Genomic DNA, 18,294 nt, shown 5'->3' with positions numbered 1-18,294 from the left:
AGGGGGAGGGCCTGCAAGCGGGCCTCTATGCGCGTCACGACGTCGCGCGGGGGTGGTATTTGCGACCGAGGCGGGAAACCCGATCATCGTTCCGCTCCGCAGTTGAGCGTCAGGATGTCGAGAATCCGTCGTTCGCCGCCGATTCGGCCAAGTTGCACGACGACGTCGACCATGGTCGACACGTAGTCGATGGTCTCGCGCCGCGAGAGCGCCAGGCCCGCCTGCATCGTCATGAGGGCGATCTGCTCCAGGGCGCCGCGCGGCGTGCTGGCGTGCACCGTGCTCAGCGACCCTGGGTGGCCGGTGTTGATCGCCCGCAAGAACGTGGCCGCCTCGCGGCCGCGCATTTCGCCCAGGATGATCCGATCGGGACGCAGCCGCAGGGCGGCCTGCAGCAGGTCGTCGACATCGACCCTGGCCTCGCCCTCGTCGCCCTTCACGGCCACCAGGCCAAGGGCGTTGGGCTGGGAGAGGGCCAGTTCCGGCGCGTCCTCGACCAGCACGATGCGGTCGTCGGCCGGGGCGGTGCGCAGCAGGGCGTTGAGAAAGGTGGTCTTGCCCGACGATGTGCCGCCGGAGATCAGGATCGTCTTCCTCGCCGCGACGGCGTCTTGCAGGAAGCCGATCGGATCCTGCCGCGCGGCCTCGTCCAGAGCCTGGGGCGAGGGAGGGGCGACGGGCGGCGGCAGCGGGCCCTTGCGGAAGGCCTCGAGGGTCAGGTCGGCCAGGCGATGGCGGCGGATGGCCAGGGCCCAGCCGGCGCGGGTGGCCGGCGGTCCGACCATCTGCAGGCGCTCGCCGCCGGGCAGGGTGGCGGCCAGCAGCGGGCTCTGGCGATTGACGCCCTGGAAGGTCCAGCGCGCCACCTGGGTGGCCAGCCGCTCCAGCAGGCGGTCGTCGATGGCGGGGACGAGCACGCGCTGCATGCTCCGCGCGCCGGCGGTCTCGATCCACACCTCGCCTGGCCGGTTGACCAGGATCTCCGAGACGTCGGCGCGCTCCAGCCAAGGCGCGAACGGCGCCAGGTAGGTGCGCAGATAGACGTCCTGCGGGGGAAAGGCCGCCGGGGCGTTCACCGGCCGAACTCCAGGTCGCGGGCGACGAACACCTGCACCGGCGTACCTTGAGCCACGCGGATGGTCGGCGAGATCTTGCCGTCGGTCTGCAAGGCCTGGCTGGCGGCGCTGGAGGCGTCGCCGCTGGAGCCGATCACCACGGTGCTCGACGAGCCGTTCCCCAGCGACGAGGCCGCGCCCGAGACCACCGACAGCAGGATCGCCGCGCCGAACCGCTGGGCGAAGTGGCGATCCACCTTGCCGCCGACCCCGGCCTGGCCGCTCTCGTCGGTGACGGGCGAGGCCAGTTGCACCGAGACGCCGTCGGGGCGGATCAGGCGGGTCCAGACCACGAAGGCGCGGCTCTGGCCGGTCGCGACGCCGCTCTTGTATTGGCCGATCAGCCGGCTGCCGCGCGGGATCAGCACCCGCGAGCCGTCGAAGCCGCGCACGTCGCGGCTGACGATGGCGCGGGCGTAGCCGGGCAGGTCGGAGTTCAGCGCCGTCTCCAGCACCGCCGGGATGATCGCGCCCTGCACGACCGTCCCAGCCGGGTCGGAAAGACTGGACGCGCGGGCGCTGGGCGGGGCGTCGGCGCCGGCCCGCAGCGCGAACTGCTCGTCGGCGCTGAGCTGGCCCTGCGGCGCGGCCGAGGTCGCCGGACCGCCCGAGACGCGCGGCGCCGAGGCCTCGATATTGGTGTTGTCGATCACCATCGGCCCGGCCCGCGACTGGTTCGGATCCACCCCGACGAGCGGCGGCGGTCCGGGCGCGACTTGAGGCGCTGCGGCGGGCGGCGGCGCGGCGGCCAGGACCACCGGCGCGGGCGGGGCCGGCGTTGCGGGGACGGTGGCCACCGGCGCGGCTTCCAGCTTGGCGGCCGGCGGCGCGGTGCGCTTGGCGTTCAGGGTCAGCATGGTGATCCCGCCCAGCGCCACGGCCGCGACCACGCCCGCCGCCAGGCCTAGGCCGTCGGCGGCGGAAGGCGGCCGGGCGACGTCCGGCGCGGCGGTCGTCGAGGCCAGCCGCAGGTCGTCGGCCGAAAGCCGGCGGCGCGGGTCGTGTCCGGAGCGGTCGGCTTCAGCGAACATCGGACTTGCCCTTGCTGGAGGAGAACAGCGCCAGGCGCGAGCGCTTGGCGGGCGGCTCGGGGCGCGGCTGCGGCGAGGCGGCGTCGAGCGCCGGGGTCTGGTAGGAATCGTTGTGCAGCACGGCCACGGCGTTGCCCCGCCGCAGCACGAAGGCCGGCGCCACCTGGCTGGCCACCAGCCAGTCGCCCTGCGAGGTGAAGCTGACCAGGCTCTCGGACTTGTCGGCGGCCACGGCGTAGACGGCCGGCGTGGTCGTGCCTTCGGACCAACGGAAATAGGTCGCCTTGCCGTTGTCGAACACGCGCATCGGCACGGTGTCGGCCGCGCCGGTGAAGGTGTAGGCGAGGTTGCGCTGTTCGGGCGGCGGAACCTCCGGCTCGGCGGGCGCGGTCGGAACGGGCGCGGCGCCGGCCAGTTCGGCGACGGGCTCGTGCGGATAGCGGAAGCGCAGGTCGTAGACGACCTGGCCCTTGGCGCAGGCCGCCGTCGGCCTGGCGACCAGCTCGAAGCTGTAGCGCCGCCTGTCGGTCGAGACGGTCATGTTGCTGTGGCTGGTCTTGTAGGCCGGCTTCACGAACAGCATGTCGGCGCGCTTGTTGGGCGCGACCAGCCATTGGGCGGCGTCGCCCAGGCCGACGTTCTCGATCCGCTCGCCGGGGGCGAACTCGATCATCGTCTGGAAGCCGAAGCAGCCGTCGACCCGCACCACGACGGCGTCGTCGTAGTCGACCATCCGGATGCGGCCGTCCGAGGCTTTAGCGGCCAGGGGAAGGGCGAGGGCGGCGAGCGCCGGCAGGAGCAGGGCGTGTCTCATGATCCAGGGTTCGCGGTCAGGGGGGAGGCGGCGGGCTGGGGGCGATGACGCTGGCCCAGGCCTTCGGTGCGGGGACGGGCGGCGGCGCGACGCGGGGACGGCGCGGCCGAGTACGCGGCGGTCGGTTGTGGGACGATTTCCACGCGGCGATCGGCGGGAGCGTCGCGTCGTGTCGCCGGCTGAGCGGAGACGGCGGCGACCACGGCGGCCGTGCGGGCGTCGACCGGCGAGCGTCCGTCGACGCCGACGGTCCCGGCGGCGGCGTGCATGGTCCGCGCCGGTTCGACGGGCGCTGGCGCGGCGTCGCTCGCAACACCGAACGGCCGCCAGCCGCGGGTGATGTTCCAGGCCGCCCAGGCCAGCGCCAGCAGCAGCATCACGTAGATGACCGAGCCCAGGAACAGGGTCAGGATCGGGCGGGTCTCGGCCACGGCGGCGGCCGGGTCGTCGCCGATGGCCGCGATCACCGGTCCCAGCGCCGCCAGCACGCCGGCGCCACCCAGGGTCAGCAGCATCGGGGTGAAGGCCAGGGCGCTGGCGGTCTTGATCCAGCCTTCGAACAGGCCGCGGGTGCGGGGAAAAAGCGCCAGCACGACGAACACGGGGCCGACCGCCAGCAGCACGGCCAGCACGATGCGGGCGACGATCAGCAGGCCCGCCGTGCTGATCAACAGCATCAGGGCGCTGGCCCAGGTCAGCTTGACGGCCGTCTGCACCTGCGGGTCGTTGGCCGGCCCGGCCTGGCCGAGGTCCTTGGCCAGATCCGCCACCTGCTCGAACACCACGTCCAGCCGTGCGGCGAAGGCCCGGGCCGCGCCGTGCGGCGCGCCCAGCAGGGCCGAGGCGATCTGGTCGGGTCCGCCGGTCAGCAGGCCGTAGACCACGGCCTGATAGGCTGGCCAGGCCGTGGCGAAGGTCAGGACGAGGCCCAGCACCACCATGCGCGGCGTCAGGCTCGACAGGCCCAGCCGGGTGCGGCCGGTGATCAGGCCGTAGGCGACGAAGGCGACATAGATGGTCAGCAGCCCGGTCAGGGTCGCGCCAAACACGCCGCCCATGCCGAACAGTCGGCCGTAGCCGGCGCTGACCGCCAGGTTCAGCTGGCAGTCCAGCGCCGCCATGCCATCGGCCAAGCCGCCGTCGGCGCTCAGCAGGGCGGGGCAGGCGCTCACGAGACCGCGCTCCGCAGCGGGATGACGTCCTCGCTGGCGGCGGCGATGACGGCCACGGGCGTCGGGCCGGGATAGGGCGTCCCGGTCAGTTCCTGCCACCAGAAGGCCGGGTGATCGCCCAGCCGGCGACGCAGTTCGTCCAGACGGCGCACCGTGGTCTCGCGGCCCGACAGCACCGTGACGATCTCGGGCATGTCCGACAGGTCCAGCCGCGCCACCACGCTGTGGGCGCCGTGCTTGACCAGGAAGCAGCGGGCATGGGCGGGCAGGGCGCGCACCAGGTCCAGCTCGTGCTCGGTCAGGCCGAAGCCGTCGGCGTAGTCTTCCGCCTGGGCCCGAGGATTGGGCATGAAGATCTGGGTGGCGGCCTGCTCGATGATCGCCGTCGAGACCTGGCTTTTCAGCGCGTCGCGGGCGCTCTGGGTGCCAAAGCCCAGGATGGCGTTGCGCTTGCGCAGGGTCTTCATCCAGTCGCGGATGCGGGCGGCGAACACCGGATCGTCCAGGGCCTTCCAGCCCTCGTCGATCAGGATCATGGTCGGCTCGCCGTCCAGCCGCTCCTCGACGCGATGGAACAGGTACATCATCGCCGGCGTGCGCAGGACGGGAGAGTCCAGCAGCTGGGTCATGTCGAAGCCCAGCACCTTGGCGTCGAGGTCCAGGCGGTCGGTCTCGTTGTCGAACAGCCAGGCGTGCGGACCATCGCCGCACCAGGGCGCCAGCCGCGCGGCCAGATCGCCCGGCGCGGGACGGCGACGGCCGCCCAGCAGTTCGCGGAAATAGCGCAGGCGGCGGAAGGCCGGATCCTGGTCGTAGTTGGCGTCGACCGCCCCGGCGACCAGCACCGCCTCGTCCGGCGTCAGGGCCTCGCCCGGACCGCAGGCCAGGCGGGCGATCCAGTCGCGCAGGAAGGCGCGGTTGACCGGGCTGTCGGGCAGTTGCAGCGGGTTGAAGCCGGTCGGCTCGCCCGGCCGCAGCACCGAATAGCCGCCGCCGATGGCCCGCACGAAGATCTCGGCCCCACGGTCCTTGTCGAAGATCACGGTGCGCGGGCGGGCCTTCTGGGCCTGGGCGGCCAGGAAGTTCATCACCACCGTCTTGCCCGAGCCGGACGGGCCGATGATCGTGAAGTTGCCCAGGTCGGCGGCGTGGAAGTTGAAGAAATAGGGCGTGGCCGAGGTGGTCTCGAGCACGGTGATCGCCTGGCCCCAGTGCACGCCCTTGGCGCGGCCGGTCGGGAAGCTGTGCAGCGAGGCCAGGCTGGCGAAGGCGCCGGTCGAGATCAGGGCCCGGCGCGCGCCATAGGCCTCGTTGCCGGGGAACTGCGCCCAGAAGGCCGGCTCCAGGCCGATGTCCTCGCGCACGGCGACGGCGCCCAGATCGGCCAGGGTCGACAGGCAGGCGGCCGCCGCGCCGTCCAGGCTGGCCAGGTCCGGCGCGCGGACCAGCAGGCTCATCTGGTGCTCGCCCAGCACCGAGCGGCCGGACGACAGGTCGTCCTTGGCCTCGACCAGGCCTTGGCGCAGGCTCGCGCCATCGTCATCGGCCGCGCGGAAGCGGCGCAGGGCGGTGTCGACCCGCTCCAGCCCGATCTGTCGATCGACGAAGGCGAAGCTCTCCGACAGGGTCATCTCGAAGGGCAGGCGCAGCAGGGCGTCCAGCATCCCCGGCGCGGCCGAGGGCGGATAGTCTTTCAGCGACAGGATCGCCGCGTAGTCCTTGCCCTGGCCGAGGTCCGACCGTTCCAGGGCGTCGAGGCCGAAGCTGACCCGGCGATAGGGCAGGTGCTGGCCGACGTCTCCGGCCGGCCACAGCATCGGCCGCAGCTCGCCGTTGAACAGGGCCGACAGGAACTCCAGCGGCTCGGCGCAGCGGCCGGCGGGGGTCTCGTAGCTGGCCAGTACGCGGGGGCCATAGGCCTGCAGGGCGGCGCTCAGGGCCTCGCGGGCGGCGTCCAGCTCGCGCAGGTCGCGGGCCTCCTGCGCCTGGCGGGCGGTCTCGCCCATGCCGGCGTTCAGCAGGCGGGCGGCGCGGTCCACCAGGCCCGCCTTGCCGCGCGCCGGGCGGTGCAGGATGGTCAGGAACAGGTCGTTGACGAACAGGCTGCGGCCGGCCATCCGCGCCTGCCAGCGCTGGTCGATCATCCGGCAGACCGGGTCGGAGAAGCTGGCCGTCAGCCCCGCCTGCACGCGCCGGCGCAGGATGTGGTGGCGAACCACGAAGCGCGAGCCGCCGATCGCCCGCAGCGCTGCCTCGCGCAGGGCCTGGCGGTGGTTCAGCTCCTCGGTGTCGGCGGTCTCGAAGGCGAAGCCTTCCAGGTGCAGCACCTGCATCAGCGAGCCGTCGCGCAGGCGCACCGTGCGTTCGTCGATCAGGCCCTCGTAGGGTAGGCGGTCGCCGGCGCGCTGCTCGCCTTGCGTCCAGGCGGCGAAACCGGTCCAGCGGGGCTTTTCGCGGGTCATGGCCATGCTCTCAGGGGGCGTAGCTGTTGCAGCGCCAGCGGCGCCAGTTTCCGACACGGGGGCACCTGCTCACCCGGGTCAGCCACAGGTCGAAGATCCGCGGCTCCTTCAGGCAGGCGAAGTAGCCGATCGCGTGCACCACGACCGCGACGATCAGCGCCCAGAACGAGCGGGTCACCAGGAAGGCTTCCGTCGTCACGATCCCGTTGATCACGAAGAAGCTGTAGGTGACGCCGGCGAACATCTGCGGCTGGGTCAGGGCGCGGAAGATCGGGGTGCGGACGAGGTCGGCCATGACCGGTCAGCCCGCCGCGGCGCGGATGCCCGCGACGATGGTGCCGGCCCCGAACAGGATGAAGCAGCCCAGCACCACCGTGGCGCCGAACCGCCAGTTCATCCGGCCGGTCAGCATCAGGAAGCCGACCATGGCCACGGCGATCACCGCCACGGCCGTGGCGACGTTGCCCAGCAGCGTGCCCTGCACCCAGGCCACGGCGTTGGCGATCGGCTGGGCGCCCTGCGGGCTGGCGAAGGCCGGGGCCGAGATGGCCAGGGAGGCTGCCAGTACGGGAGTGAACAGGCGAGCGGTCATGGGGCGTCTCCAGAGAAGGGGGAAGCGGCCTGACTGGCTTTGGCCAGTCGGTCGAGATTGGTCGCCACGTAGGCGCGGGTTTCCTTGAAGGGCGGCACGCCGCCGTACTGCGCCACGCGACCGCCGCCGGCGTTGTAGGCGGCCAGGGCCAGGTCCACGGCGCCGTCGAAGCGGTCGAGCTGGGCGCGCAGGTGGGCCGCGCCGCCCATGATGTTCTGCGCCGCATCGGTCGGGTCGACGCCCAGCGCGCGGGCGGTGGCGGGCATCAGCTGCATCACGCCGATCGCGCCGGCCGGCGACACGGCCTTGGCGTCGTAGCCCGACTCCGAGCGAGCGACGGCGTCGATCAGGGCGGGGCTGAGGTCATAGCGCGCGGCCGCAGCCAGCACGGCGTCGCGATAGGGCGCGGGGATGTTAGCCGTTTCGGCGCGTGGGGCAGGGGCGGTTTCGACGGCCTGGGGCCAGCCGCCGCCGACCTGGCGCACCGCGCCGTCGTCTTCGATCTGCAACACCTGCGCGTGGGCCGCGCCGGTCGCCGCCAGCGCCAAGCCGCAGGCGGCCGCCAGCTTTCGCGATTGCTGCTGAAAAGTACGGAATCTTTGCGGTTCCCAACCCATGCAGCCAGTATTGGGAGGTCAAGTCGTCCGCAATTTGTCGTTATGTATTGGTTTTGTATCGCCTTTCGGGGTGCTGATACGCCCGAAATACCCATCCGGCATATTTCCAGCGAATTACACTGTTTCAAAAGCAGGACGCCGAAGCGCCGGCCCGAGCAACGCGGGCGGCAGCTCCGGACGCACGCACGGAGGAACAGCGACATCATGCACGACGACCACCCCATCGAAGAGCACGATCTGGGCCTGCAGCATGACCTGGTGATCATGAACGCTCGCATCGTCGAGCGTCGCCGCATGCTGGCCTGGCTCGCCACGGGCGGCACGGCCGCCCTGGTCGCCGCCTGCGGCGGGGGCGGCGGCTCCAGCTCGGGCGGTTCGACCTCGTCTTCCTCGTCGAGCAGCAGCTCCAGCTCGTCCAGTTCCTCGAGCTCCAGTTCCAGCAGCAGCTCGTCGAGTTCGTCCTCGGTCAGCAGCTGTATCGCCGACCCGACCGAGACCAACGGACCCTATCCCAGCGACGGCTCCAACAGCGTCAACGGCACGGTGTCGAACATCCTGGCCGTCAGCGGCGTGGTGCGCAGCGACATCCGGTCCAGCTTCGGCAGCTCGACGACCACGGCGCCGGGCGTGCAATTGACCCTGACCATTACCCTGGTCAACACCAACAACAGCTGCGCGGCGCTGTCGGGCTACGCCATCTACATCTGGCACTGCACGCGCGACGGCAACTACTCGCTCTATTCCAGCGGCATCCAGAGCGAGAACTACCTGCGCGGCGTGCAGGTGACCGACAGCAACGGCCAGGTGACCTTCACCACCATCTATCCGGGCTGTTATTCGGGCCGCTGGCCGCACATCCACTTCGAGGTCTATCCCAGCCTCGCCACGGCCACGGGCTACGCCAATCGGGTGCTGGTCTCGCAGTTCGCCATGCCCAGCGCGATCAGCGACACGGTCTACGCCGGGGCCACCGGCTACAGCGCCAGCGTCACCAACAAGGCGGCGATCACCATCGCCAGCGACAACGTCTTCGGCGACAACACCAGCGCCCAGATCGCCGCCCAGACGCCCAGCCTCAGCGGCAGCGTGTCGGCAGGCTACACCGGCACGGTCGTGGTCGGCCTGGCGGTCTGACGCATGACCGTGGGGGCGGGAGCAGCGACGGCGAAGGAGCGATGGCTGGCGACCCTGCTGGTCGCCGTGCTGTCGGCGCTCGTCCTCGTCCCGCGCCTGGGGGCTCCCGCCCAGCCGACCTGGGACGAGGCCTACTACCTGACCTCGACCCAGCGCTATCTGGAGCGCACGGCCCAGTTCGCCTCGCACCCGCCGCTTGGCCTTATGCTGATCGCGGCGGGCGCCCTGGTGGTGAACGACAATCAGAACCTGCCGGTGCACCGCCTGGCCGAGACCAAGTCGGTCAAGGGCGAGGACGTCCCCGTCGGCTACAGCTACTGGGGCGTTCGCGCCGCCTCGGCGCTGTTCGGCGTTCTTGGGGCGGCGCTGTTCTTCCGGCTGGCTCTGGTGCTGGCCGGCGGCCGCCTGGGCGCGGCCCTGGCCTTCACCAACCTCTACATCTTCGACAACGCCCTGGCCGTGCAGTTCCGGGCCGGACATCTGGACGCCTTCCAGTCGGCCTTCGTGCTGGCGGCGCTGCTGGTCCTGGCCATCGCCGCGCGACGGGGGCGACCCAGGCTCGTCGAGGCCCTGGCCTTCGGCGGCCTGATTGGCCTGGCGGCGATGGTGCGGCTGAACGCGCTCGTCCTGGCGCCGATCGGCCTGCTGCTGCCAGCGCTCGCTTTGCGCGGACCGCGCCCGTGGCGAACAGCGACCGTTCACGCCGGCGCCCTAGCGGTCGGCGGCTTGGTGGCGGTCGTAGCGACGATGGTCGTCCACTTGGCGGTCGCGCCGCTGCCGCCGATGCGCGGCGAGCCGGCCGGCGCGCGCGACGCGGCCTTCGTCTCGCCGACCTACCAAGCCTACCTCGAAGGGCGCCGCTCGCTGTCGCCGGCGGTGGTCTGGGCGGCGGGCGTGGACTATCGGCGCTACATCGCCGCCGACTTCACCGGCACGCCCAAGGCCGACCCGAACGGCTCCTCGCCCCTGGCCTGGCCGGTGATGGGCGGAGCGATCAACTACCGCTGGGACAGCGACGGCCGCACGACCAGCTACCTGCAACTGGCCGGCAATCCGGCGGGCTGGACGATCGGGCTGCTGGGCGTGCTCGGCGCGGCGGCTCTGCTGGTCCTGCGCGGGGCGCGAGATGACGAGTCGGCCACGCGTCGCCGCCTGATGCTGACCCTGCTGGCGGGGTGGGTGATCTTCATGGCCGCGCACCTGATGCTGGCCCAGCAGAGGGTCCTGTACCTCTACCACTACTTCCCCGGACTGCTGCTTAGCTGGGCCCTGGCGGTCCTGGCCTTCGAGGAGGCCTGCGCCAACTGGCCTGCCTTCGCGCGCTGGCGCGGCCTGCTGCTGGCGGGTGGGGCGGGCGCGGTGCTGCTGGGCTTCCTGTTCTACGCGCCCTTGACCTATCACCGGCCCATGACCCACGCGGCCTGCGCCGCCCGGACCCTGCTGGATCCCCGCGTCGTCGATTGCCGTTAGGGCAGGGCTTGCGAGGTGATCGCGTCGCCCGCTACCACAGGCGTTCGCGGTCGTCCGCGAAGGGCCGAGCGGGACGCATGAGCGACATCACCATCGTCGATATCGCCAAGCAGGCGGGCGTCTCGATCAAGACCGTCTCGCGGGTGATCAATCGCGAGGAGGGCGTCGGTCCCGAGACCCGCGCCAGGGTCGAGGACCTGATCACCAAGCTGGGCTACCGTCCCAACGTCTCGGCCCGCTCGCTGTCCAGCCGCCGCAGCTACCTGATCGGTGTCGTGTTCATGCGGGTCGGCGCCTACCACTATGTCGGCGAGGTCCAGGTCGGGGCCATGCGCGCCTGTCGCCGGGCCGGCTATCACTTGGTAATCGAGCAGGTCGACGACCTGGGGCAGGGCAGGGGTCCCACCTTCGCCGAGGCGCTGAAGGCTGGCCGGTTCGACGGTCTCGTCCTGACGCCGCCGATCTGCGACGACCCCGAGATCCTGGCGACGATCGAGGCCCAGGGACTGGCCTATGTGCGCGTCGCGCCCGGCCGCGACTTTGGCCGCTCGCCCTACGTGTTCATGGACGATCAGCAGGCCGCCCATGACATGACCGCCCGCCTGTGGGATCTCGGGCATCGGCGGATCGCCTTCATCGACGGCCCCGCCGACCACGGCTCGGCTCGTCGTCGGCGCGAGGGCTACATGACCGCCATGGCCGAGCGTGGCGCGCGCGTACGGCCCGAATGGGTGGCTAACGGAGACTTCATGCCGCTGTCGGGGCTGGAGGCCGGCGACCAGCTACTGTCGGCGTCCGAACCGCCGACGGCGATCTTCGCGGCCAACGACGCCATGGCCCTGGGCGTGATCTCGGCGGCCTCCAAGCGCGGTCTTTCCCTGCCGCAGGATCTCACCGTGGTCGGCTTCGACGATGGTCCGCTGGCGGAATCGTCCTGGCCCAGCCTCACCACCGTGCACCAGCCGATCGCCGAAATGGCCGAGGCGGCGGCGCAGATGCTGATCGAAGGATTCGGCGACCCCCGTTTCCGCAACCGCACGGCCGCCAGGCAGCTCGACTATCACCTCGTGGAACGCGGCTCATCGGCGGCTCCGAAGCCCTAGGCTCCCGGAGTGGTTGAGGTCGATTGTGATCGATTATTCGAAGAAATTGGGATTCTGAATTCCCAAATTTCCGCAATTTAGCGATCAAAATTCCAGACAGCGGTGTCTTTTGAAAATGGCATAGACAACGTTGTCGTATCGTGGTGTCAATTTACGACAACGTTGTCGTCGTCGGGACATCCCGCCAGCGCAGCGTCGGCTCAAGCCCCGGGACAAGGGGCGGAGGAAACATATCCCGGACGTCAAAACGGCGCCGGGAACCGGCTGGAACCGGCGACGCGAAAGCGTCGATCCGTCGTCCGGTCCGCGCAGGAAAGGGGACAGACATGCGCACCATGCTCTTCGCTTCGGCCGCCCTGGCGGTCGTCTGCTTCAACGCGCCCGCCGCCTTCGCCCAAGAGGGCGAGGCCGTGCAGCTCGACGAGGTCGTCATCACCGCTCAGCGGCGTAGTGAAAACCTGCAGAAGACCCCGCTGACCGTCTCGGCGGTCACCGGCGACAAGCTGGAATCCCAAGGGGTCAAGACCGTGGTCGACCTGGCCAGCCAGGTGCCGGCCCTCCAGATCACCAACAGCGGCGCCGGCACGGCCCAGGTCTTCCTGCGCGGCATCGGCAGCACCAACACCACCGAGGTCGGCGACCCGGCCGTGGCCTACCACATCGATGGCATCTACCAGGCCCGCGCCACCTCGCTGGGCGCGCTGTTCTACGACATCGATCGGGTGGAAGTGCTGCGCGGTCCGCAAGGCACGCTCTACGGCCGTAACGCCACCGCCGGCGCAATCAACGTCATCACCAAGAAGCCGGTCCTCGGCGAATACCAGGGCGCGGGCTCGCTCGACGTCGGCAACTACAGCGCCATCACCACCTCGGGCATGATCAACGTGCCGCTCGGCGAAGACCTGGCCGTCCGCGCCTCGTTCCAGCAGAGCCGCCACGACGGCTACGTCAACGCCATCAACGCCGGCCCCGGCACTGGCGGCAACGACCGCTACGACCAGGACGACAAGTCGGCCCGCGTTCGGGTGCTGTGGAAGCCCAGCGACAGCTTCTCGCTGCTGGTCAACGCCGATTATCTGCACCAGGGCGGCGCAGGCGGCGGCGACCAGACCTATGGCACCACCAAGGTCACCGGGGATCCCTGGACCTGCTACTGCGCCACCAACATCTATCGTAACAACCGCTTCTTCAGCACCGGCGCCGAAGCCAACTGGGACCTGGGCTTCGCGACCCTGACCTATCTGGTCGGCTACAACTTCTCCAAGCTCGACCGCAGCGGCGAGAACGCCAGCACGGGCGCGCCGAACTACTTCCTGGGCAAGGACTACACCTGGTCGCACGAGCTGCGCCTGGGCGGCGACACCGGAAAGCTGAAGTGGGTGGTGGGCCTCTACCGCTTCACCGAAGACAACAACGTCGACTTCCGCGTCTTCCTGGCGACCAACTCGTACCTGTCGTTCATCCAGCCCGAGATCACCGCCGAAAGCATCGCCGTCTTCGGCCAGACCACCTACGAGGTCACCGACCGGTTCCGCGTCACCGGCGGCCTGCGCTACACCGAAGACAAGAAGGGCCGCACCGGCGGCACCTACCTGACCAATTCCAGCGGGGCGATCGTCTCGACGGTGGTGGCCAACATCGCCAACGCCAAGTGGGACGCCACGAACTGGAAGATCGGCGCCGACTTCGACCTGACCTCGACCTCGATGCTCTATGCGAACATCGCCACGGGCTACAAGGCGGGCGGCTACTACGACGGCGTCACCGACAACGTCTATGCGCCGGAGAAGATCACCTCCTACGAGGCCGGCGTGAAGAACCGCTTCCTCGACAACCGCCTGCAGGTGAACGCCACGGCGTTCCTCTACGACTATCGCGACTTCCAGGTCAGCGCCCTGGGCACCATCGGCGGCCAGGACGCCACGGTCACCCTGAACGCCGACAAGGCCAAGATCTACGGCCTGGAGTTCGAGACCAACCTGGCGATCACCGAGCACGACCGCATCGACGCCACCCTGGGCTGGCTGCACGCCGAATACACCGACTTCGTGCTGCCGCGCGGGGACTCGTTCTCCAACAACAGCGCCAATGCGTCGGTGGCGGCCTGCTACACGACCAACTACTCGGCCGCCGCGCCGCGCTCGACCGACTTCTCCGGTTGCCGCATGGCCCGTACGCCCGAATGGAGCATCAACCTCGGCTACCAGCACATCTGGGAACCGAGCTTCGGCGGCACCCTGACCGGCCGCATCCAGAGCCACTACGAAAGCGCCAAGAACCTCGAGTACCACGGCTTCGCCCAGAACCGGGAAGGGGCCTTCACCAAGACCGACGTCAGCCTGACCTACGCCAGCGCCGACGATCGCTGGACCCTGCAGGGCTATGTCCGCAACCTCGAGGACGACGCGGTCCGCACCGCTTCGTCGCCCAACTCGACGACGGGCCTGGCCACCAATGGGGCAGGTGAATACTACGCCCCGCCGCGCACCTACGGCCTGCGTCTGGGCGTGACCTTCTAGCCTTCTCTACTTCCCCCTCGCGCCCGGTGGACCCTGCCCGCCGGGCGCGCTTTGTTTTTCGTGTTCGCAAGCGAGTCTAGCCGATGATCCTCGACCGCCGACTTCTGCTCCTGGCCGCCTCGGCCGCGATCCTCGGCGGTGCGGCCTCCGCCGCACCTAAGCAACCCGAACTGGGCGTCCGCGACGGCAAGGTCATCACGGTCGACGGCCTGAAGTTCCGCGACCTGGACCGCGACGGCAAGCTGGAGCCCTACGAGGACTGGCGCCTGTCTCCCGAAGTCCGCGCCGCCGACCTGACCAAGCGCATGACGCTGGACGAGAAGGCTGGTCAGATGATGCACGGCACCCTACCGGCGACCGGGCCGATGGGCGTGGCCGGCATGGGCTCGGGCTACGACATGGCCAAGGCGACGCCGCTGGTCATCGACCGCCACGTCACCACCTTCATCACTCGCCTGGCGGGCGCCCCGGCCTTCCTGGCCGAGCAGAACAACGCCATCCAGGCCGTCGCCGAGAAGGGCCGCCTGGGCGTGCCGGCGACGATCAGCACCGATCCGCGCCACCACTTCCAGTTCACGGCCGGCGCCAGCGTCGAGGCCGGCGGCTTCTCCAAGTGGCCCGAGGCCCCGGGCCTGGCCGCCATTGGCGACGCCAAGCTCGTCAAGCGCTTCGGCGACGTCGCCCGCCAGGAATATCGCGCCGTCGGCATCCACCAGGCCCTGTCGCCGATGGCCGACCTGTCGACCGAGCCGCGCTGGCCGCGCACCAACGGCACCTTCGGCGAGGACGCCGATCTCGTCGGCAAGATGACCAAGGCCTACATCCAGGGCTTCCAGGGCGGCGACACCGGCCTTGCGGGCAACGGCGTCTCGGCCGTGGTCAAGCACTGGGTCGGCTACGGCGCTTCGGCCAAGGGCTTCGACGGCCACAACAGCTACGGCCGCTACGCCGTCTTCCCCAAGGGCCAGTTCGACCTGCACGTGAAGCCGTTCGACGAGGCGTTCTCGGCCGGCGTCGTCGGCGTCATGCCGACCTACGCCATCCTGCAGGGCGTCTCCCTCGAAGGGACGGCGCTGGAGCCGGTCGCCGCCGGCTTCTCCAAGCAGCTTCTGACCGACCTGCTGCGTGGCAAGCACGGCTTCAAGGGCGTGGTGGTGTCCGACTGGGCGATCACCAACGACTGTGGCGAGACCTGCCGCAACGGCTTCCCCGCCGGCGTGCGCCCCAGCTTCGAAGGCTTCTCCACCGCCTGGGGCGTCGAGGACCTGGCAAAGGTCGACCGCTACGCCAAGGGCGTCAATGCGGGTTTGGATCAGTTCGGCGGCGTCGAGGACACGGCCGAGTTGGTGGCCGCGGTGAAGGCCGGCAAGATCACCGAAGCGCGCATCGACGAGTCCGTGAAGCGCATCCTGGTCGTGAAGTTCGAGCAGGGCCTGTTCGAGAACCCTTATGTCGATCCCAAGGCCGCCACCGCCGTGGTCGGTTCCAAGACCTTCGTCGCCGAGGGCAAGGCGGCCCAGAGCGCGGCCCTGACGGTGCTGGAGAACAAGAACGGCCTGCTGCCGCTTAAGGGTGCCGGCCGCAAGGTCTGGCTGAAGGGCGTGTCGCCCGACGTCGCCAAGGCCTACGGCCTGACGCCGGTCGATGATCTGGCCCAGGCCGACCTGGCCATCATCCGCGCGGCGACGCCGTTCGAGACCCTGCACCCGAACTACACCTTCGGCAGCTTCCAGCACGAGGGCGACCTGTCGTTCAAGGACGGCAATGCCGACTACGAGGCCATCAAGGCCGCCTCGGCCAAGGTTCCCACCATCGTTAGCGTCTATCTCGACCGCCCGGCGATCCTGACCAATGTCCGCGACAAGGCCGCCGTGCTGATCGGCGACTTCGGCGCCAGCGACGAGGCCTTCCTCGACGCCGTGACGGGCAAGGCGCACGCTCGCGGCAAGTTGCCCTTCGAGCTGCCGTCGTCGATGGCCGCCGTCGAGGCCCAGGCCGAGGACGCCCCGCACGACAGCGAAAAGCCGCTCTATCCGATCCACTACGGCCTGACCTACTGAGGACCCGCGACCATGATCCGTCTGACGACCGCCGCCAGCATCGCGGCCCTTTCGCTGGCCTCCGCCGCGTCCGCCCAAACCGCCCAGCCGTGGATGAACACCAAGCTCTCGCCCGACGAGCGCGCGGCCCTGCTGGAGAAGGAACTGACCCTCGACGAGCGCATCGGCCTCGTCCACGGCCCGATGTCGATGCCGATTTTCGGCATCAAGAAACCCGAGGGCGCGATCGGCTCGGCCGGCTACATCCCCGGCATCCCGCGCCTGGGCGTGCCGGCCCTGCAGGAAAGCGACGCCAGCCTCGGCGTCACCAACCCGCTGGGCGTGCGTCCCGGTGACGGCGCGACGGCCCTTGCCTCGGGCCTGTCGCTGGCCGCCACCTTCAATCCCAAGCTCGCCTATGACGGCGGGGCGGTGGTCGGCCGCGAAGCGCGCGCCAAGGGCTTCAACGTCCAACTGGCCGGCGGCGTGAACCTGGCCCGCGACCCGCGTAACGGCCGCAACTTCGAATATCTCGGTGAAGACCCCTGGCTGGCCGCCAACCTGGCCGCCGCCCAGATCAAGGGCATCCAGGATCAGGGGATCGTTTCGACGATCAAGCACTTCTCGCTGAACGGCCAGGAGACCAGCCGCCACTTCGCCAATTCGGTGATCGACGAGGCCGCCCATCGCGAAAGCGACCTGCTGGCCTTCCAGATCGCTATCGAAAAGGGCCAGCCCGGCTCGGTGATGTGCGCCTACAACCTCGTCAACGGCGACTACAGCTGCGGCAATCCCCACCTGCTCAACGACGTCCTGAAGGGCGACTGGGGCTACAAGGGCTGGGTGATGTCGGACTGGGGCGCGGTCCACGCCACCGACTACATCCTCAAGGGCCTGGACCAGCAGTCGGGCGAGCAGCTCGACGCCAAGATCTGGTTCGGCGAGCCGCTGAAGGCCGCCGTCGAGAAGGGCGAGGTCCCGGCCGCGCGCCTGGCCGACGCCAGCCGCCGCATCCTGCGCTCGATGTTCGCCGCCGGCCTGTTCGACAAGCCGGTGACCCCGGGCGGCGCCATCGACTATGACGCAAACGCCGAGATCGCCCGCGCCGCGGCGACCGAAGGCGTGGTGCTGCTGAAGAACCGCGAAGGCCTGCTGCCGCTGGCCAAGACCGCCAAGACCATCGCCGTGATCGGCGGGCACGCCGACGCGGGCGTGCTGTCGGGCGGCGGCTCCTCGCAGGTCGTGCCTCCGGGCGGCGCCAAGCGCGTCGTGCCGTTGGGCGGCGAGGGCATGATGGGCGCTTTCCGCAGCCAGTACTTCAACGGCTCCTCGCCGCTGGCCGCGATCCGCAAGAGCGCGCCGGACGCCAAGGTCACCTTCGACGACGGCCGCTACATCGCCTCGGCCGTCGCCGCCGCCAAGGCCGCCGACGTGGTCGTGGTGTTCGGCAACCAGTGGATGGGCGAGGGCGAGGACGCCTTCGATCTCTCCCTGCCCAACGGCCAGGACGAGCTGATCGCCGCGGTCACGGCCGCCAACCCCAACGCCATCGTCGTGCTGCAGACCGGCGGCCCGGTCTCCATGCCCTGGCTGAACGACGCCGGCGCGGTGGTCGAGGCCTGGTACTCGGGCGCCAAGGGCGGTGAAGCCATTGCCGATGTGCTGTTCGGCGCGGTCAATCCGTCGGGCCGTCTGCCGATGACCTTCCCGGCCTCGCTGAGCCAGTATCCGCGCGAAGCCCTGCCGGGGCGCGGCCTGCCCGAGAAGACCCAGTTCGACGTCAACTATACCGAGGGCGCCGACGTCGGCTACCGCCGCTTCGCCGCCACGGGCGACAAGCCGCTGTTCCCGTTCGGCTATGGCCTGTCCTACACCTCGTTCGCCTATTCGAACCTCAAGGTGGAAGGCGGGCAGACGGTCACGGTCAGCTTCGACGTCGCCAACACCGGCAAGGTCGAGGGCAAGGACGCCCCGCAGGTCTATCTGACCGGCGCGGCGGGCAAGCCGTTGCAGCGCCTGATCGGCTTCGACAAGCTGGCCCTGAAGCCCGGCGAGACCCGCCGCGTCACCCTCACCGCCGATCCGCGCCTGCTGGCCAGCTTCGATGCCAAGGGCCATCGTTGGGTCGTCACGGGCGGCGACTATCAGGTGGCCGTCGGCGCCTCGGCGACTGATCTGGCCCTGAAGGGCGGGGTCAAGGTCAAGGCGCGGACGCTGAAGCCGTAG

Annotated in this window: 14 protein-coding genes; 6 read left to right on the top strand and 8 right to left on the bottom strand. The window is 70.1% G+C overall.

Features of this window, described 5'->3' with window-relative positions:
* Window positions 1–83 precede the first annotated feature (83 nt).
* From virB11 to AC07NS_RS13040, 8 genes are read right to left on the bottom strand one after another with little or no spacing between them, the layout of a single operon-like run.
* Window positions 84–1,076, bottom strand: a complete 993-nt coding sequence (gene virB11 / locus AC07NS_RS13075) for a P-type DNA transfer ATPase VirB11 (RefSeq protein ID WP_494603816.1) — start codon at window positions 1,074–1,076, stop codon at window positions 84–86.
* Window positions 1,073–2,146, bottom strand: coding sequence for a TrbI/VirB10 family protein (locus tag AC07NS_RS13070; RefSeq protein WP_494603814.1), 1,074 nt, complete (start codon window positions 2,144–2,146; stop codon window positions 1,073–1,075). The genes virB11 and AC07NS_RS13070 overlap by 4 nt, the downstream gene beginning before the upstream one ends.
* Window positions 2,136–2,960 (bottom strand): TrbG/VirB9 family P-type conjugative transfer protein, encoded by an 825-nt coding sequence (locus tag AC07NS_RS13065; protein WP_494603812.1) that lies wholly within the window; start codon window positions 2,958–2,960, stop codon window positions 2,136–2,138. The genes AC07NS_RS13070 and AC07NS_RS13065 overlap by 11 nt, the downstream gene beginning before the upstream one ends.
* The gene (locus AC07NS_RS13060; protein ID WP_494603810.1) at window positions 2,957–4,132 is read right to left on the bottom strand and encodes a TrbL/VirB6 family protein; all 1,176 of its coding nucleotides are present in this window, start codon (window positions 4,130–4,132) and stop codon (window positions 2,957–2,959) included. The genes AC07NS_RS13065 and AC07NS_RS13060 overlap by 4 nt, the downstream gene beginning before the upstream one ends.
* The gene (locus AC07NS_RS13055; protein ID WP_494603808.1) at window positions 4,129–6,594 is read right to left on the bottom strand and encodes a VirB4 family type IV secretion/conjugal transfer ATPase; all 2,466 of its coding nucleotides are present in this window, start codon (window positions 6,592–6,594) and stop codon (window positions 4,129–4,131) included. Before AC07NS_RS13055 ends, AC07NS_RS13060 begins: the two co-directional genes overlap by 4 nt.
* A 10-nt stretch (window positions 6,595–6,604) precedes the next feature.
* Complete coding sequence (locus AC07NS_RS13050; RefSeq protein WP_494603806.1) at window positions 6,605–6,889, bottom strand: VirB3 family type IV secretion system protein; 285 nt, start codon at window positions 6,887–6,889, stop codon at window positions 6,605–6,607.
* Between the two features lie 6 nt (window positions 6,890–6,895).
* Window positions 6,896–7,186 (bottom strand): TrbC/VirB2 family protein, encoded by a 291-nt coding sequence (locus AC07NS_RS13045; RefSeq protein ID WP_494603804.1) that lies wholly within the window; start codon window positions 7,184–7,186, stop codon window positions 6,896–6,898.
* Complete coding sequence (locus AC07NS_RS13040) at window positions 7,183–7,734, bottom strand: lytic transglycosylase domain-containing protein (protein ID WP_494603802.1); 552 nt, start codon at window positions 7,732–7,734, stop codon at window positions 7,183–7,185. The genes AC07NS_RS13045 and AC07NS_RS13040 overlap by 4 nt, the downstream gene beginning before the upstream one ends.
* A gap of 273 nt (window positions 7,735–8,007) precedes the next feature.
* Here AC07NS_RS13040 and AC07NS_RS13035 point away from each other — a divergent pair, with 273 nt between their 5' ends.
* From AC07NS_RS13035 to AC07NS_RS13010, 6 genes are all read left to right on the top strand, one after another.
* On the top strand, window positions 8,008–8,937 hold the full coding sequence (locus AC07NS_RS13035; RefSeq protein ID WP_494603800.1) for an intradiol ring-cleavage dioxygenase: 930 nt from the start codon (window positions 8,008–8,010) through the stop codon (window positions 8,935–8,937).
* 3 nt (window positions 8,938–8,940) lie between these two features.
* A complete protein-coding gene (locus AC07NS_RS13030) occupies window positions 8,941–10,407 on the top strand; it encodes a phospholipid carrier-dependent glycosyltransferase (RefSeq protein ID WP_494603798.1) in 1,467 nt (488 codons plus the stop codon).
* 77 nt (window positions 10,408–10,484) lie between these two features.
* The gene (locus AC07NS_RS13025; RefSeq protein ID WP_494603796.1) at window positions 10,485–11,510 is read left to right on the top strand and encodes a LacI family DNA-binding transcriptional regulator; all 1,026 of its coding nucleotides are present in this window, start codon (window positions 10,485–10,487) and stop codon (window positions 11,508–11,510) included.
* A gap of 326 nt (window positions 11,511–11,836) precedes the next feature.
* Window positions 11,837–14,029 carry a TonB-dependent receptor gene (locus AC07NS_RS13020; protein ID WP_494603794.1) on the top strand — a complete coding sequence of 731 codons (2,193 nt, stop codon included), beginning with the start codon at window positions 11,837–11,839 and terminating at the stop codon, window positions 14,027–14,029.
* A gap of 83 nt (window positions 14,030–14,112) precedes the next feature.
* The gene (locus tag AC07NS_RS13015; RefSeq protein ID WP_494603792.1) at window positions 14,113–16,089 is read left to right on the top strand and encodes a glycoside hydrolase family 3 protein; all 1,977 of its coding nucleotides are present in this window, start codon (window positions 14,113–14,115) and stop codon (window positions 16,087–16,089) included.
* A 12-nt stretch (window positions 16,090–16,101) separates the two neighbouring features.
* The gene (locus tag AC07NS_RS13010) at window positions 16,102–18,294 is read left to right on the top strand and encodes a beta-glucosidase family protein (protein ID WP_494603790.1); all 2,193 of its coding nucleotides are present in this window, start codon (window positions 16,102–16,104) and stop codon (window positions 18,292–18,294) included.

Source organism: Caulobacter sp. GW821-FHT10A10, from assembly GCF_059415745.1.
This window is presented reverse-complemented; position numbering and strand designations above follow the sequence as displayed.

Coding starts and splice junctions, on each gene's coding strand:
- AC07NS_RS13070 (WP_494603814.1), bottom strand. CDS start 2,146: ATGTTCGCTGAAGCCGACCGCTCCGGACACGACCCGCGCCGCCGGCTT.
- AC07NS_RS13045 (WP_494603804.1), bottom strand. CDS start 7,186: ATGACCGCTCGCCTGTTCACTCCCGTACTGGCAGCCTCCCTGGCCATC.
- AC07NS_RS13035 (WP_494603800.1), top strand. CDS start 8,008: ATGCACGACGACCACCCCATCGAAGAGCACGATCTGGGCCTGCAGCAT.
- AC07NS_RS13030 (WP_494603798.1), top strand. CDS start 8,941: ATGACCGTGGGGGCGGGAGCAGCGACGGCGAAGGAGCGATGGCTGGCG.
- AC07NS_RS13065 (WP_494603812.1), bottom strand. CDS start 2,960: ATGAGACACGCCCTGCTCCTGCCGGCGCTCGCCGCCCTCGCCCTTCCC.
- AC07NS_RS13025 (WP_494603796.1), top strand. CDS start 10,485: ATGAGCGACATCACCATCGTCGATATCGCCAAGCAGGCGGGCGTCTCG.
- AC07NS_RS13020 (WP_494603794.1), top strand. CDS start 11,837: ATGCGCACCATGCTCTTCGCTTCGGCCGCCCTGGCGGTCGTCTGCTTC.
- AC07NS_RS13010 (WP_494603790.1), top strand. CDS start 16,102: ATGATCCGTCTGACGACCGCCGCCAGCATCGCGGCCCTTTCGCTGGCC.
- AC07NS_RS13055 (WP_494603808.1), bottom strand. CDS start 6,594: ATGACCCGCGAAAAGCCCCGCTGGACCGGTTTCGCCGCCTGGACGCAA.
- AC07NS_RS13015 (WP_494603792.1), top strand. CDS start 14,113: ATGATCCTCGACCGCCGACTTCTGCTCCTGGCCGCCTCGGCCGCGATC.
- AC07NS_RS13050 (WP_494603806.1), bottom strand. CDS start 6,889: ATGGCCGACCTCGTCCGCACCCCGATCTTCCGCGCCCTGACCCAGCCG.